This is a genomic window from Mucilaginibacter sp. UR6-11, assembly GCF_020880695.1.
Taxonomy (GTDB): Bacteria; Bacteroidota; Bacteroidia; order Sphingobacteriales; family Sphingobacteriaceae; genus Mucilaginibacter.
On the sequence record NZ_JAJIWO010000002.1, the window covers coordinates 125027 to 140047 of the forward strand.

The following is a 15021-nucleotide window of genomic DNA, read 5'->3' on the forward strand; positions in this document are numbered from 1 at the left end:
TTGCTTAATCGTAAATCGTAATTCTAAAATCGTAAATCAAATTGGCTAAATCTAAGATCGCGTATTTCTGTCAAAGCTGTGGCTTCGAGTCGGCAAAGTGGCTGGGCAAATGCCCGTCGTGCCAGCAATGGAACACTTTTGTGGAAGAGGTTATTGAAAAGGATAACAAAGCTGTACCCACCTGGAAGGTAAGCAACAGCACTACGCAGCAACGCGCCAATAAACCGGTGGAGGTTAGCGAGATCACTTTCCGTGAAGAGGACCGCCTGTTAACCCCCGATAAAGAATTTAACCGCGTACTGGGCGGCGGGATCGTAGCCGGATCGTTGGTACTTATAGGCGGCGAGCCCGGCATCGGCAAATCAACCCTGATGCTGCAACTGGCGCTGAACATGCCAAATCTGAAAGTGCTTTACATATCAGGCGAGGAAAGCGAAAAACAGATTAAAATGCGTGCCGAACGTTTAAGTGAGGTGCAAACGCTTAATAAATCCGAAATCGAACGTCCGAAATCCGAAATCAACAAGGGCTGTTACATCCTCACCGAGACATCAACCCAAAATATATTTAAGCAGATAGAGGAGCTGGAGCCTGACCTGGTGGTGGTCGACTCGATCCAGACCCTGCATTCATCCCACATAGAATCAACGCCCGGCAGTGTATCGCAGGTACGTGAATGTACAGCCGAACTTTTACGTTTTGCCAAAGAAAGCGCTACGCCGGTATTTTTGATTGGCCATATCACTAAGGACGGCATGATAGCCGGGCCCAAAATACTGGAGCATATGGTTGATACCGTTTTACAGTTTGAGGGCGACAGGCACCATGTTTACCGCATCTTACGTACGGTGAAGAACCGGTTTGGCTCGGCATCCGAGCTGGGTATTTATGAAATGCTGGGCGAGGGTTTGCGCGAAGTGTCTAATCCGTCAGAGATCTTACTATCGCAACGCGATGAACCTTTGAGCGGCATCACCATTTCGGCCACTTTAGAGGGCATGAGACCGATGTTGATAGAAACCCAGGCATTGGTGAGCACATCTGTCTACGGAACGCCCCAGCGTAACGCAAATGGCTTTGACGCCAAGCGCATGAGTATGTTGCTTGCCGTGTTAGAGAAACGCTGCGGCTTTAAGCTGGGCGCGCAGGATGTTTTCCTGAACATAACCGGCGGCATAAAGGTGGAGGACCCGGCTATCGACCTGGGGCTGGCCGCTGCCATTATCTCATCGTACCAAAACATTCCTATCCCGTTTAAAACCTGCTTTGCAGGCGAGATCGGCCTGTCAGGCGAGATCCGCGCGGTTAACCGGGTAGAGCAGCGTATAGCCGAGGCACAGAAATTAGGCTTCGAGCAGATCTATATTTCCAAATACAATATGCCATCGGCCGCCCAGGATAAAAAACGCATGGACCTGTCGCGCTATACCATCGATATCAAAATGGTGGCCAATATTGAAGAAGTGTTTGAGTTGTTATTTGGCTAAAGATATCCGGGTTAACGCTTATCCCTTAAAAAAAAATGCGCTTATAAAAAAGCCCCGCTGCGAATCGCAGCGGGGCTTTTTGTAGTGATATCGTTGATGTTTATTGTACTGCCACCGTAATTTTGCGGATAGCGTTGTTATTGGAGTCTGCTACGTACAAATTGCCCTGCGAATCAATAGCTATAGATTGCGGACTGCTAAAGCGGGCCGCAGCGCCAACACCGTCTTTGTACCCTACGCTTTTTGCGGCGCCGGCCAGTACGTATAATATTTTATTACTGGTAATTTCAAGAACACGGCCATCAGCGTCAGTTATAAACATATTGTTATTGGCATCAAACACAAGCCCGGTAGGGTGTCCTACCAAAGTCGTGAAGTTTAGCCCACCTGCAAATGTTGAAACCACCCCGGCTGGTGTGATCTTCCTGATGGCGCTGTTTTTATAATCGGCAACATAAAGGTTCCCTGATTTGTCAAAGGTTAAAGCTACCGGGTAATTAAACAGCGATGCCCCCGGTTCGCCATCAAGGTACCCCGGAACAGTTGATTGTGCATATCCGTTAAGCGCCTGGAAACCTGCAAAGGTGCTTACCACACCGGCCGGCGTAATTTTCCGGATAAGGTTGTTGGTGCGGTCGGCAACAAAAACGTTTCCGGCTGCATCAACAGCGGTAGCTGTCGGGTTATAAAACTCGGCCTTGGTTGCCGTGCCGTCTATAAAACCGGCTATGGTATTGCCTGCTATCGTGCTGACAACGCCGGCGGTAATTTTTCGGATAACACTATTACCCAGATCAGCAATATAAGTATTGCCCTGCGCGTCGAACGAAAAGCCCCTTGGCCCGTAAAAACGGGCATCGGCCAATGCACCGTTGGTATAACCCAATTCGGCATGCGAGCCGGTAGTGGTTGTGCCTGCGGTTGTAACATACCGGATAGAGTTGTTAAAGGCTTCGCCAACATAAAGCAGGTTATTGGCGGCATTATAAGTTATATATTGCGGGCCATCAAATAAAGCACCGTTACCTGTCCCTTCAGCGTAGCCGCCCTCACCCAGCTGGCTGCCGGCTAATGTAGTTACCGTACCGGTTGGTACAGCATTGTTGGCTGGCGTGGTAAAGGTAAATACATCGCTGTAGCCCGTACCTACGTCATTTATGGCATAGGCCCTCATGTAATAGGTAGTATTAGGCGTTAAACCGGCAATTTTGTGTTTCCAGCTAAAAGCTATCGTATCCGAAACAAAAATATCGCCGGTAGTTGGCGTTTTATTGGTTGAGCTATAGCAAAAACCATTTTCTGTAACAATGTTTGCGTTTCCCTCTTGTGCGCCAACGGTTATGGTGGTTGACGTAAATCCGCTGATTACAGCGTTCATTACCGGCGCCGGTAACGGCAATATGGCGCCGCTTTTTTTACTACACCCGGCAATGGATGTAACAACAGCTATAAAAAGTATAATTAAAAAAGAGCCTTGTAGCGATTTCTTCATGTTGTGTAATGGTCTATTTCAAGTTCATTTGTTCGTCCCCGGCCTTTTGCCCACAGTTTGCATTTTGTTTTAATGCGGATGCAAAGATAGTTGTTTATTACGGCTTTAAAACTAAACTGTTTTTAATACCCGGTATGGTTTACCAAATAATTTTTAAATATAATTTATTAGCGGGTAATTAGATACAGGCCCGTGTTATCTGCCACATTTTTAACAAATATTAACATAATTAACGCCCTTAAAACGGCGCAGCGGCCTGATTAGTGTACGTCATTAAAACTATGCGCTCTAATTAATGTTCTGTAAGCATATCGTTGTGCCATGAAATACTTGCTCCTGTTATTTTTTATTTACGCCGCCGGGCCCGCGTTTGCGCAGCATACGCCATTGCCGCATGGCATGGTTTTCGGCATAAAGCCCGGTACGGCAGAGATGATACCGGCCTGGCGGGTTGAAGCTTTCATGGATAAAAAAACACGCATCAGCACCACCATCCGCGGGCGTATTATCAAAGTAACCAAACCCAAAGGCGGCTGGTTTGAAATCGATGCCGGCAAGGGCAAGATCATTGCCGCCCATTTTAAAAATTATGGCATCAATATCCCAACGGGCCTGAAAGGCAAAATCGTGATCGCAGAAGGCGTGGCCGAAAAACAATTTATAGCAGATGACCTGCAACATTTCGCCGGCGATACGGCGCGGGGAAAGAAGCAACACTCGGTAAAAACCAACCCGCTGAGAAGATTAACTTTTGAGGTGAAGGGGTTGATGGTGGATTGACCCCCCAGCCCCCTGAAGGGGGAGCCGATTGCATTCAGTATAAATAAAAAGAGCGATAGGTAAACCTTATCGCTCTTTTATAATTGCCTTTTTACTCTCCCTTCAGGGGGCTGGGGGGTTATTTACTCAAATACATTGATTTCTCTTTGTACAAATGCCTGAAGTAAGGGTCATCCAGATCAGGGATGAAACGGATGGCCTCGCCGGTTGATTTCATTTCGGGGCCCAGTTGTTTTTCAACTTCAGGGAACTTATCAAAAGAAAATACCGGTTCTTTTATAGCGTAGCCTTTAAGTTTACGCACAATATCAAAGTCTTTTAATTTGTTTACACCGAGCATAACTTTAGCGGCGATGTTGATATAAGGCACATCATAAGCTTTGGCGATGAAAGGTACCGTACGTGAAGCGCGCGGGTTTGCTTCTATTACATACACCTCTTCGTTTTTGATGGCAAACTGGATGTTCAACAAACCGCACACGTTCAAGGCCCGCGCTATTTTAGCGGTATACTCTTCCATTTTGGCAATCACGTTGTCCGACAGATCAAACGGCGGCAGTACCGCGAATGAATCGCCCGAGTGGATCCCCGCAGGTTCAATATGCTCCATTAAACCAACGATATGCACATCGTCGCCATCGCTGATCGAATCAGATTCGGCTTCAGATGCGCGATCAAGGAAGTGATCGATCAATACCCGGTTGCCCGGTAAGTTTTTTAACAGGCTTACAACCGCTTTCTCCAGGTCCTCATCATTAATAACAATGCTCATGCCCTGGCCGCCCAATACATAACTTGGGCGAACCAATACCGGGTAACCTACGTGGTGGGCAACCTCAATTGCCTCCTCGGCGCTTTCGGCAACGCCGTATTTCGGGTAAGGGATATCCAGTTCTTTCAACAGGTCAGAGAAACGGCCGCGGTCTTCGGCGATGTCCATGTTATCAAACGAGGTACCGATGATCTTGATGCCGTGCTCATGCATTTTCTCGGCCATCTTCAGGGCCGTCTGGCCACCCAGCTGAACGATTACCCCTACAGGTTTTTCCAGCTCAATGATCTCGCGCACATGCTCCCAGAACACCGGCTCGAAATATAGCTTATCGGCCATATTAAAGTCGGTTGATACCGTCTCAGGGTTACAGTTAACCATAATAGCTTCAAAACCGGCCTCTTTGGCGGCTAGTAAACCGTGTACACAGCTATAATCAAACTCAATACCCTGGCCAATACGGTTAGGGCCCGAGCCTAATACAATTATCTTTTTCTTATTAGATGAGATGGATTCGTTCTCGCCCTCGTAAGTTGAGTAGTAGTAAGGTGTTTTTGCAGGGAACTCGGCAGCGCAGGTATCAACCATTTTGTAAACGCGCTTAATGCCCAGTTCTTTGCGGCGCTGGTAAACATCCTCTTCGGTAGTATTGTTATGAAGGATGTAAGCGATCTGCGCGTCTGAGAATCCTTTTTGCTTCAGGGTATACAGGAAATCTTCGGGAATGTTACCGATAGAATAACGGCGCAGCTCGGTTTCCATGTTTACGATATCCTGGATCTGGTTCAGGAACCAGCGGTCTATCTTGGTAGCCTTACGGATCGATTCCATTGGTACGCCCAAACTCATGGCATCATAAATATGGAACAACCTGTCCCAGCTTGGATGCTCCAGGCTATGCATGATCTCGTCAAGGTTGCGGCTTTGTTTGCCATCGGCACCCAATCCGGCGCGGCCTATCTCTAAACTCTGACAGGCTTTTTGCAGGGCCTCAATAAAGCTGCGGCCAATGCCCATCACTTCGCCTACTGATTTCATGGTAAGGCCCAGCTCGCGGTTGGCGCCTTTAAATTTATCAAAGTTCCAGCGGGGGATCTTTACGATCACATAATCCAGCGTCGGCTCAAAATAAGCTGATGTGGTTTTGGTGATCTGGTTTTCTATTTCATCCAGGTTATAACCGATGGCCAGTTTGGCAGCGATCTTGGCAATAGGGTACCCTGTTGCTTTTGATGCCAGTGCTGATGAACGTGATACCCGCGGGTTAATCTCGATAGCGATAATCGCTTCATCAGCCGGGTTAACAGAGAACTGTACGTTACAGCCCCCTGCGAAATTGCCAATGGCGCGCATCATTTTGATGGCCTGGTTACGCATTTCCTGGTAGCAGCGGTCGCTCAGCGTCATGGCCGGGGCCACGGTTATCGAGTCGCCGGTATGGATGCCCATCGGGTCAAAGTTCTCGATAGAGCAGATGATGATCACATTATCGTTACTGTCGCGTAACAACTCCAGCTCATATTCTTTCCAGCCTAATACCGCTTGCTCAACCAATACCTCGTGGGTTGGCGATGCCTGCAGGCCGCGGCTCAGGGCAGCGTCAAAATCTTCTTTTTTATGTACAAAGCCTGCGCCTTTACCGCCAAGGGTATAGCTTGGGCGGATAACCAGCGGGAAACCAATTTCCTGCGCGGCTTCTTTACCTTCTAAAAACGAGTTGGCAATTTTTGAAGTTGCCACACCCACGCCGATATCAACCATTAACTGGCGGAAGGCCTCGCGGTTCTCGGTCTTTTCTATCGCGGCAATATCAACCCCGATAATTTTTACCCCGTATTTTTTCCATAAGCCCTGCTCATCAGCCTCGATACAAAGGTTTAACGCAGTTTGGCCGCCCATGGTAGGCAGCACAGCGTCAATTTTTTGTTCGAGTAAGATCTTTTCAAGGCTTTCAACGGTTAGCGGCAGCAGGTATACGTGGTCGCCAATAACCTTATCCGTCATGATGGTGGCGGGGTTACTGTTGATGATTGATACGATGATGCCTTCGTCTTTAAGGGATAGTGCAGCTTGCGATCCGGCGTAATCAAACTCGCAGGCCTGGCCAATAATAATAGGGCCTGAGCCGATGATCAGTACAGATTTAATGGAGGTGTCTTTGGGCATAGTCTTTTTAAGTCTAGAGTCTCAAGTCCTGAGTCTTAAGTCTTGCCCAAGTCTGAAACAACTGTGAACTATTGACTGCGGACTAGGGACTAAATACTATGCGCTGATAGCAGGTTTTCCGACCTCAGCGTCGGGGTGCAAAGATAGAATTTTTGCGGCTAGGTTGTGCGCTTTTTTTAAAAAATTACGTTTGGCTTTTCCAACCCGGTTTTAGGCGCGGCGGGTGCGGGGTAAAACCCCGGTTTGATATGGGCTTTAAACAACAAAGCCCCTAACGGGGCTTTGTTTATTTTTAGAAATAATTTTGAATAAATGGATAAGCATTGAGCTCGGTTGATGATGCACCGTTTATCCAGATCGTATAAATTTTACCGGCCTGCGGGTTAAAGCTAATTACCGTTGGGTTAGTTACGGTTGCTGCTGTAGCCGTAAAAGAAGTACCCGGGTCGACATCAAAATAGGGCGATGCGTTAGAAAACACCAGGTCGTTAAACAAAGTTGCCCCGCCGGTGATCGTCATTTTAAAAGAATCGTTTAAATAGTTATGCAGGTTTACAAACCTTACGCGCGCTTTACCTGCAGGCGGCGCGGTCATGTTATCAACTATCCCGCCCGAAATTAATTCGCCGGTAAAACTCCTGAAAAAAAACACGGTAGCATAGTCGCCGATGTTTGAACCGTAGTTATAAGTCAGATTTGATATAGTGGTACCTACATTTGTTATTGACAGGGCATTGATCCCTGCAGTATAAGTTATATATGAGCTTTGCACGCCGAACGCCAGGTTGGTTACCACTTTGGTTGTATTAATATAGGCGTCCTGGTTAATAGAGCCGGGTATAGCATTTACAAAACGGATGTGCGCATCGCCGGTAGGCGGTACATTTTTCTTTACGCATGACGAGAGCAATGCAACAGCGCCTAAACACAAAAACAATATTTTTTTCATGGTTGTTTAATTAACAGTTCTTTTTTAGTGAATAATTGGTCAGCAGCCAAAACGCTAAATTATTGATTAAATTATTCAATTGAAATTATTTAACATTAGCGGTTATTTAAATCAGGCTGCCGATACCTGCCCGGTCAACATTTAAATGTAATTTTTCGTTTAATATCCCGATATTTATAAATGAAATAATTACTTATTTTACAATAACTCCATGATAAAGAAAGCGTTATTTATTTCATTGCTGTTGCCGTTAGTACTCAGTTCATGCGGTATGTTGCAATCAATAGTTAAATCGTCGTTTCCGTATACGGCTACCCTGGTTATACCCGCATCAGCAGAAACCGGCAAGAGCTATGCTGCCGTGAGCCTTGCTACCAGTTTTGATCAAAACTTCTCAAAAAGCGGTAATAACGGGGATAATGTAAGTGAAGTAAGCATTATTTCGGCCCGGCTGGAGTCGATGGACCCGGCTACTTTTAACCTGGGTAATATTAAAAAGCTAAAGGTCTATATGTCGCGCGAGGATGGTAAGGACGAGATTTTAGTGGCTTCGCGCACCGAGATCACCCCGGACGTTGGTAATACCCTGGTGCTGGATATAGATAATTCAACCTTTTTAGACAAGCTGGTGCGCCAGCCGGATATCAAGATAAAAATGGTTTATGAGCTGCGCCGTAAAATTGATACCGACGCCAGCCTGCGTTTAATACTGGGGCTGAATGCTTACCCGGCTAAATAATTAATCGTCGATAGTAAAGTTTATGGGCACGCTAAAACCAACCTTTACCGGTATCCCGTAGGCGGTACCTGCCCGCCAGTTAACCGCCGATGCTTTTAAAACCCTTATGGCTTCCTTATCCATTATAAGGTCCACACCATGCAACACTTTTATGTCATTGAGCACGCCATCTTTTTCTATTGTAAAGGACAGCAGCACCATGCCCTCATAAGATCTGTTTTGGGCATCAATTGGATAAACTATTCTTTTACTTAAAAAATTTCTAAATGCTTTGTAGCCGCCTTTATATTGGGGCCACGCCCTTCTTTGCTGATAGCTATGCTTAACGCCTGCTGAGTCAACAGACAAACCCGTCATGAGCTTACCATTGTCATAACGCTCGGTAAAACTTAGTTTCAGTTGCTCATCTTTACCTGTCCACAGGCTGTCGCGTTTTCCGTCTTTTATTTTCCCGTACTCCTGCAGGTATTCAAAATCATCATCAAACCCTGCAAAATATCCGTTACCGTCGGTAACCAGTGCTTTACCGGCCGAGTCAAGGCATGCTATAATATTATACCGGGTTGCCGAATCATCTGCCGTAACTAAATAATCCTTTACGGTATAGGGCTTACCATTGGGATAAAAGTCATAAACCAGGCCTACCGGCTTATTGTCTTTATACGTACAAAAGCGCATCTTTTTACCATTATGAAAATAACTCATGGCCGGCCCCTCCAGGTTAAGCGGAACAATTTTGGTAGATTGGCCTATAAACTTTTTTGCACTATCGGGATAATATTCAAAAACGTTATAAATGTTGGTTTGGTAACCGGTTTCCTGTATCAGCTGCATGTAGTCGCAACCTTCCCTGGTTGGTAGATACCGGCCGTCATTTTTTCTGAAATATATTTTTTGTTGTTTTTGAGCGGCGCAGTTAGCAGCCATAACAACCAATATCAAAATCCAGGAAAGTTTCATGCGGGCTAATTATTTTAACAGCTTATTATCGGTATCCGGGAAAACTAGGATAGGCTCATAAGCGCGCGCCTCGTCCATCTCCATGTACGCGTATGACATGATGATCACGATATCGCCCACCTGCGCCAGCCTGGCGGTAGCGCCGTTAAGGCATATGGTACCGCTGCCGCGTTCGCCTTTTATCACATAAGTTTCAAAACGGGCACCGTTATTATTGTTTACAATCTGCACCTTCTCATTGGCAATGATATTTGCCGCGTCCATCAAATCTTCATCAATAGTAATACTACCAACGTAGTTTAACTCGGCCTGGGTTACCCGGGCCCGGTGAAGCTTTGATTTTAATACCTCAATAATCATGGTGCAAAGTTAGTGTTTTAGTTATTAAAGAATAAAGATTGAAGATTAGTTGACTTTATTATGGAAATCAATGATGCTAATTTGACAGGCGCAATCTTCAACCACCGATCTCTAATCTTTCAAAACCACATTATCAATCAGCCTTGTTTTACCTACGGTGGCGGCTACCAGGGCGATAAACTTTTTAGTGCTTTTACTGGCCGGATGCAGGGTTTCGGCGTCGGCTATTTCAAAATAACCCAATGTTACGCCCGGCTCCTTATTAATAGCGGTAACGGCCTGCTGCTGCAGCTGATCAATATGATCGGGGCTAAACTGTTGTTTTATGCTGTTTAATGTTTTTGATAAAATAAGCGCGTGCTGCCTGTCGGCAGGGGTTAAGTGTATGTTTCTGGAGCTTAGGGCCAGGCCGTCGGCGTCGCGCGCAATAGGGCACATTACCAGCTTAACGGGCAGGTTCAACAGGCTTACCATGCGGCTGATTACCAAAAACTGCTGGTAATCTTTTTGACCGAATAAAGCAATGTCGGGCTTAACAATGGTAAACAGCTTATATACCACCTGGGTAACCCCCTGGTAATGCCCGGGCCTGAACTTTCCTTCAAGCAGGCCCTCCAGTTCGCCTATATCCAAATGCCAGCTTTCATTGCCGGCATACATTTCATCAACATCCGGATTAAAAAGGATGTCGCAGTTAACCTGCTCCAGCTTTTTGATATCCTCCAGGATGGGGCGCGGATAGATCTCCAGGTCCTTTGTGTCGTTAAACTGCGTTGGGTTAACAAAAATGCTGCAAACCACCACATTGCCCAGTTGCTGCGCCTGCTTTATTAGTGACAGGTGCCCCGGGTGCAGGGCGCCCATGGTGGGTACAAACGTAACAATGGCCCCCCCGGCCCTTAATGTGGCCAGATATTGTTGCAATTCGGCCTTTTTAGTGAAGTTTTTCAATGTTATATATTACAAAAGAGGGCGAAGTTGCATAAATGATACAAAATAACCAAAAACTACTTGCATAATTGATTGATACTTCATATATAATGCTTATATTTGCACACTCAAATTTTTTGAGTTGTTACATAATTTAAATTCTGATTTGGAGATGGGTAAATCTAAGCTTTTGTTTATAACTCATGAAATGTCACCTTTCCTTGAACTCTCTAAAATTTCTGAAATTACACGCCAGCTTCCGCAGGCCATGCAGGAAAAAGGTTACGAAATTCGTATCCTGATGCCTCGTTTCGGAAATATCAATGAGAGAAGGAACAGACTTCATGAAGTGATCAGGTTATCGGGTATGAATATCATAATTAACGATAACGATAATCCGTTGATCATAAAAGTGGCATCTATCCCGGCGGCGCGTATGCAGGTATATTTTTTAGACAATGAAGAATATTTCCAGCGTAAGCATGTGTTTGAGGATAAGGATGGCAAATTTTACGCTGATAACGATGAGCGTATGATCTTCTTTTGCAAAGGAGCATTAGAAACTGTTAAAAAACTGGGCTGGGCGCCTGATGTTATTCACTGCCATGGCTGGATGAGTGCATTGGTTCCTGCTTATTTAAAAACTACTTATAAAGACGATCCTACTTTTAAACATTCAAAAGTGGTTTATTCAATTTATGAGAATGATTTTACGGGCCGCTTAAGTGATGATTTTGCACGTAAAGCCGTTATGGGCGACATGACCGATAAACATACGGACGTTTACAAGGCCGGCACTAACACTGCCTTATACGAAGGCGCTATCCAGTATAGCGACGCTATTGTATTGGCGGGCGAGAATATTAACGAGGATGTGTTAAATAATGTTAAAAACAGCCAAAAATCAGTTTTAGAATTCAATTCTACCGCAGATTTCGAAAATTATTACAATTTTTACGACGAAATTACCAATGAGGAATTGGTGAATGTTGTATAAGCTTTGAGAGATCGATATATGAAATTTATAAGACTAGACTTATTAACCCTGTTGATAAGTCTTTTTATTTTGGGCGGTTGTAAGAACCAGGATACTATTGGTTTGGGTGTAATATCATCAAACCAGATAAGTGGCAATTTAATAGATTCGTCAACCATTGTAGTTAATACAGTGCGTGAAGATAGTTTGATAACCAACGGCTTGTCGCGCACACCGCTGTCTTTTTTTAAAGACCCGGTGTTTGGTACTACAGAAGCAAATTTGGCTATTGATCTTAATTTACCGGGCAGCTCTGCGTTTACATTACCTGTCGGAACAGTTGTTATTGATTCGGCCATGCTGGTTTTAAGATATGCGCCCAATAGTTTCTATGGCGACTCTATCGCATCAAGATATAAAGCAAATGTATACCAGCTAAAAGAGCGGATACTTAGCGGCCATACCTATTACAGCAATAAAACCTGGAGCGCTGATAAAGGCACGTTACTGGGTTCAAAATCCTTTATATCAAGAACCGGCGACAGCATCAAAATTATTACGCCTATTGCCGGCGCGCCTGATACCCTTATAAAGGTACCGCCGCAATTAAGGATACCGATAAGCACCAGCTTTGTAAACAGCATACTATACGCTGCACCCGCTGCACAACTTAGCTCAAACCTTATTTTTAAAAATAACGTTAACGGGCTATATGTAACGCTTGATCAAAATCAATCGGGGCCGGGTGGTACGTTTATGTTCGCTTTGGATTCGGCTGCCGCCGTTCAGATTTATTACCGCAACACCAATGGCAGCGTTATTGATACCGGTGTATTGGTATTACCGAGCAGATTACATGCCGCAGAAATAAAACACACGCATTCAAATACCATCAAGGCTGAGTTGGCTAACAGTACCACCAATCGCAAAACTTTTTATTTGCAAAGTATGGGTGGCTTAAAAAGCCGGATAAGTTTCCCTTATCTTAAAAACATCCTTAAAACTATTGGCGGCGATGTTATTGTAAACCATGCCGAGCTGGTAGTTACCGCCGCGCCGGGATCTACGATACCGTTTGCACCGCTGCCGAAGCTGGCCATGTACCGTTATGACCTGGCTAACCAGGTACAATTGATACAGGACGCTGCCAGCAGCGACCCAAGGTACTTCGCTGAAGCAACAACGGCCGGCTTTTATGATCTGCAGCATCAAAATTATCATTTTTTGATAACAGCTTATATACAGGACCTGATGCGTGGTAAAACCACCGATTACGGAACCTTTATAGGCCCGGTAATCCCTACCAGTTCGGTTTCTGTGGCGCCAACCGCCCAGGTTGACGGCCGTACCATTGCTGTCGGTTTTGATACCGCATCGCCCTACCGTATAAAACTTAATCTTTTTTATACCAAAGTAGTTAAATAACAACAGCTGCCGCAATAGCAATTTATTAATTTTAATATTAGTAAATTGCTATTGTTGTTGTTATTGTCATATCGCTGCTTATTTTTGCTAAATCACTAACTATTTATTTTATGTGTGGAATTGTAGGCTACATAGGCTATAGAGAAGCTTATCCAATAATTATTAAAGGGCTGCACCGGCTGGAATACAGGGGCTATGACAGCGCCGGAATTGCGCTGTATGATAAAGAGCTGAAAGTCTATAAAAAAGCCGGAAAGGTAAGTGATCTGGAGAACTTTGTAAAAGGAGTAAACCTTGGCGGCACTGTTGGCATGGGCCATACCCGCTGGGCAACGCATGGCGCCCCAAGCGACCGCAACTCGCACCCGCACTCATCAGGCGACCGTAGACTAACCATCATACATAACGGCATTATTGAAAACTATGGCGTTATCAAAGAGACGTTATTAGCCAAGGGCCATGTTTTTAAAAGCGATACCGATACCGAGGTTTTAATACACCTGGTTGAAGATATCCAAAAAGAAACCGGCCTTGACCTGGCTGAAGCCGTCAGGATAACCTTAAACAAAGTTATCGGCGCCTATGCTATTGTGATTATGAGCGCCGATGAGCCCGACATCCTGATAGCCGCCCGCAAAGGCAGCCCGATGGTGATCGGCGTGGGCAAAGGCGAATATTTTGTAGCCTCAGATGCAACACCTATTGTAGAGTATACTAAAAACGTTATCTACTTAAACGATAATGAAATTGCTTACATCCACCGCGATGAGCTGCTGATCAAGAATATTGATAATACCATACAAACCCCCTACATACACGAGCTGGACATGAAGCTGGAAGCCCTTGAAAAAGGCGGCTATGACCACTTTATGTTAAAAGAGATTTATGAGCAGGCGCGTTCTATCCGTGATTGCTTACGCGGGCGTATCTACCCGGCACAGGGCAAAGTACAACTGGGCGGCATTAAAGAGTATGCCGAAAAACTTAAAAACGTAGACCGGATAATTATAGTGGCCTGTGGTACCTCATGGCACGCCGGCCTGGTGGGCGAGTACCTGATTGAAGAATATGCGCGCGTACCGGTTGAGGTTGAATATGCATCTGAATTTAGGTACCGTAACCCCATCATCACCCAAAAAGATTTGGTGATAGCCATATCACAATCCGGCGAAACTGCCGATACCATGGCTGCTTTAGAGATTGCCAAAGAACGCGGTGCCACCATCTTCGGTATTTGCAACGTGGTTGGCGCGTCTATCCCGCGGATCACTGACGCCGGGGTTTATACCCATGCCGGCCCCGAGATCGGTGTGGCATCAACCAAGGCATTTACCGCGCAGGTTACTGTTTTAACGCTCATCGCGTTTTACATCGCGCAGCAAAGGGGTACCATTACCCAAAGCAAGCTGGTGGAGTATTTAACCGAACTGGACGAGATACCCGCACTGGTTGAACGCACCCTGTTATGCAATGACCGCGTTGAAGAAATTGCCGCCCGGTTTAAAGATGCCAACAACTGTTTGTTCCTGGGCAGGGGCAGCTCGTTCCCGGTGGCGCTTGAGGGCGCTTTAAAGCTTAAGGAGATCTCTTACGTGCATGCCGAGGGCTATCCGGCTGCCGAAATGAAACACGGCCCTATCGCCTTAATTGATGCCGATTTGCCGGTGATCTTTATCGCCACCAAAAACTCATCGTATGAGAAAGTGGTGAGCAACATACAGGAAGTAAAGGCCCGCGGCGGCCACGTTATTGCCATTGTAACCGAAGGCGATACCCAGGTACGCGACATGGCCGAATACGTAATAGAAATACCACAAACCGACGACGCCTTTGTGCCGTTGTTAGCCACCATCCCGTTACAGCTACTGGCTTACCACATAGCGGTAATGCGCGGTTGCAACGTAGACCAGCCACGTAACCTGGCAAAATCGGTGACGGTGGAGTAGTTAGTCTGAAGTCTTTAGTCTAAAGTCATAAACAGAAGG

General features: G+C 45.7%; 12 protein-coding genes. 6 read left to right on the forward strand and 6 right to left on the reverse strand.

What is annotated here, in order from left to right:
* Positions 1 to 41 precede the first annotated feature (41 nt).
* Entirely contained in the window at positions 42 to 1487 is a 1446-nt protein-coding gene (radA, locus tag LJ658_RS05975; protein ID WP_230545564.1) for a DNA repair protein RadA, read from the forward strand.
* 100 nt (positions 1488 to 1587) lie between these two features.
* Here the strand turns inward: radA and LJ658_RS05980 are convergent, their stop codons facing one another.
* Complete coding sequence (locus tag LJ658_RS05980; protein WP_230545565.1) at positions 1588 to 2979, reverse strand: hypothetical protein; 1392 nt, start codon at positions 2977 to 2979, stop codon at positions 1588 to 1590.
* Between the two features lie 321 nt (positions 2980 to 3300).
* Between LJ658_RS05980 and LJ658_RS05985 the strand changes: the two genes are divergently transcribed.
* Positions 3301 to 3759, forward strand: coding sequence for a DUF4920 domain-containing protein (locus LJ658_RS05985; protein WP_230545566.1), 459 nt, complete (start codon positions 3301 to 3303; stop codon positions 3757 to 3759).
* Positions 3760 to 3877: 118 nt separating this feature from the next.
* Here the strand turns inward: LJ658_RS05985 and carB are convergent, their stop codons facing one another.
* Positions 3878 to 6697 carry a carbamoyl-phosphate synthase large subunit gene (gene carB, locus LJ658_RS05990; RefSeq protein ID WP_230545567.1) on the reverse strand — a complete coding sequence of 940 codons (2820 nt, stop codon included), beginning with the start codon at positions 6695 to 6697 and terminating at the stop codon, positions 3878 to 3880.
* Positions 6698 to 6989: 292 nt separating this feature from the next.
* A complete protein-coding gene (locus LJ658_RS05995) occupies positions 6990 to 7646 on the reverse strand; it encodes a DUF4397 domain-containing protein (protein ID WP_230545568.1) in 657 nt (218 codons plus the stop codon).
* Positions 7647 to 7857: 211 nt separating this feature from the next.
* Between LJ658_RS05995 and LJ658_RS06000 the strand changes: the two genes are divergently transcribed.
* Complete coding sequence (locus LJ658_RS06000; RefSeq protein WP_230545569.1) at positions 7858 to 8385, forward strand: hypothetical protein; 528 nt, start codon at positions 7858 to 7860, stop codon at positions 8383 to 8385.
* Here the strand turns inward: LJ658_RS06000 and LJ658_RS06005 are convergent, their stop codons facing one another.
* The 3 genes from LJ658_RS06005 to panC all read right to left on the reverse strand — a co-directional run bounded on the left by LJ658_RS06005 (position 8386) and on the right by panC (position 10656).
* Positions 8386 to 9345 (reverse strand): energy transducer TonB, encoded by a 960-nt coding sequence (locus LJ658_RS06005; RefSeq protein ID WP_230545570.1) that lies wholly within the window; start codon positions 9343 to 9345, stop codon positions 8386 to 8388. It lies immediately after the preceding gene.
* Positions 9346 to 9354: 9 nt separating this feature from the next.
* Positions 9355 to 9705, reverse strand: a complete 351-nt coding sequence (gene panD / locus LJ658_RS06010; RefSeq protein WP_230545571.1) for an aspartate 1-decarboxylase — start codon at positions 9703 to 9705, stop codon at positions 9355 to 9357.
* Positions 9706 to 9816: 111 nt separating this feature from the next.
* Entirely contained in the window at positions 9817 to 10656 is an 840-nt protein-coding gene (panC, locus tag LJ658_RS06015) for a pantoate--beta-alanine ligase (protein ID WP_230545572.1), read from the reverse strand.
* 151 nt (positions 10657 to 10807) lie between these two features.
* Between panC and LJ658_RS06020 the strand changes: the two genes are divergently transcribed.
* The 3 genes from LJ658_RS06020 (at position 10808) to glmS (ending at position 14982) form a co-directional block, all read left to right on the forward strand.
* Positions 10808 to 11632: a glycogen/starch synthase gene (locus LJ658_RS06020; RefSeq protein WP_230545573.1), complete on the forward strand. Its 825-nt coding sequence runs from the start codon at positions 10808 to 10810 to the stop codon at positions 11630 to 11632.
* 18 nt (positions 11633 to 11650) lie between these two features.
* Positions 11651 to 13036, forward strand: coding sequence for a DUF4270 family protein (locus tag LJ658_RS06025; RefSeq protein ID WP_230545574.1), 1386 nt, complete (start codon positions 11651 to 11653; stop codon positions 13034 to 13036).
* A gap of 110 nt (positions 13037 to 13146) precedes the next feature.
* Positions 13147 to 14982 (forward strand): glutamine--fructose-6-phosphate transaminase (isomerizing), encoded by a 1836-nt coding sequence (glmS, locus tag LJ658_RS06030; protein ID WP_230545575.1) that lies wholly within the window; start codon positions 13147 to 13149, stop codon positions 14980 to 14982.
* The last annotated feature ends 39 nt before the right edge of the window (positions 14983 to 15021 follow it).

What these genes read in the sequence shown, in the direction of transcription:
- LJ658_RS05980 (WP_230545565.1), bottom strand. Translation starts at nt 2,979, where the DNA reads ATGAAGAAATCGCTACAAGGCTCTTTTTTAATTATACTTTTTATAGCT.
- LJ658_RS05985 (WP_230545566.1), top strand. Translation starts at nt 3,301, where the DNA reads ATGAAATACTTGCTCCTGTTATTTTTTATTTACGCCGCCGGGCCCGCG.
- carB (WP_230545567.1), bottom strand. Translation starts at nt 6,697, where the DNA reads ATGCCCAAAGACACCTCCATTAAATCTGTACTGATCATCGGCTCAGGC.
- LJ658_RS05995 (WP_230545568.1), bottom strand. Translation starts at nt 7,646, where the DNA reads ATGAAAAAAATATTGTTTTTGTGTTTAGGCGCTGTTGCATTGCTCTCG.
- LJ658_RS06000 (WP_230545569.1), top strand. Translation starts at nt 7,858, where the DNA reads ATGATAAAGAAAGCGTTATTTATTTCATTGCTGTTGCCGTTAGTACTC.
- LJ658_RS06005 (WP_230545570.1), bottom strand. Translation starts at nt 9,345, where the DNA reads ATGAAACTTTCCTGGATTTTGATATTGGTTGTTATGGCTGCTAACTGC.
- panD (WP_230545571.1), bottom strand. Translation starts at nt 9,705, where the DNA reads ATGATTATTGAGGTATTAAAATCAAAGCTTCACCGGGCCCGGGTAACC.
- LJ658_RS06020 (WP_230545573.1), top strand. Translation starts at nt 10,808, where the DNA reads ATGGGTAAATCTAAGCTTTTGTTTATAACTCATGAAATGTCACCTTTC.
- LJ658_RS06025 (WP_230545574.1), top strand. Translation starts at nt 11,651, where the DNA reads ATGAAATTTATAAGACTAGACTTATTAACCCTGTTGATAAGTCTTTTT.
- glmS (WP_230545575.1), top strand. Translation starts at nt 13,147, where the DNA reads ATGTGTGGAATTGTAGGCTACATAGGCTATAGAGAAGCTTATCCAATA.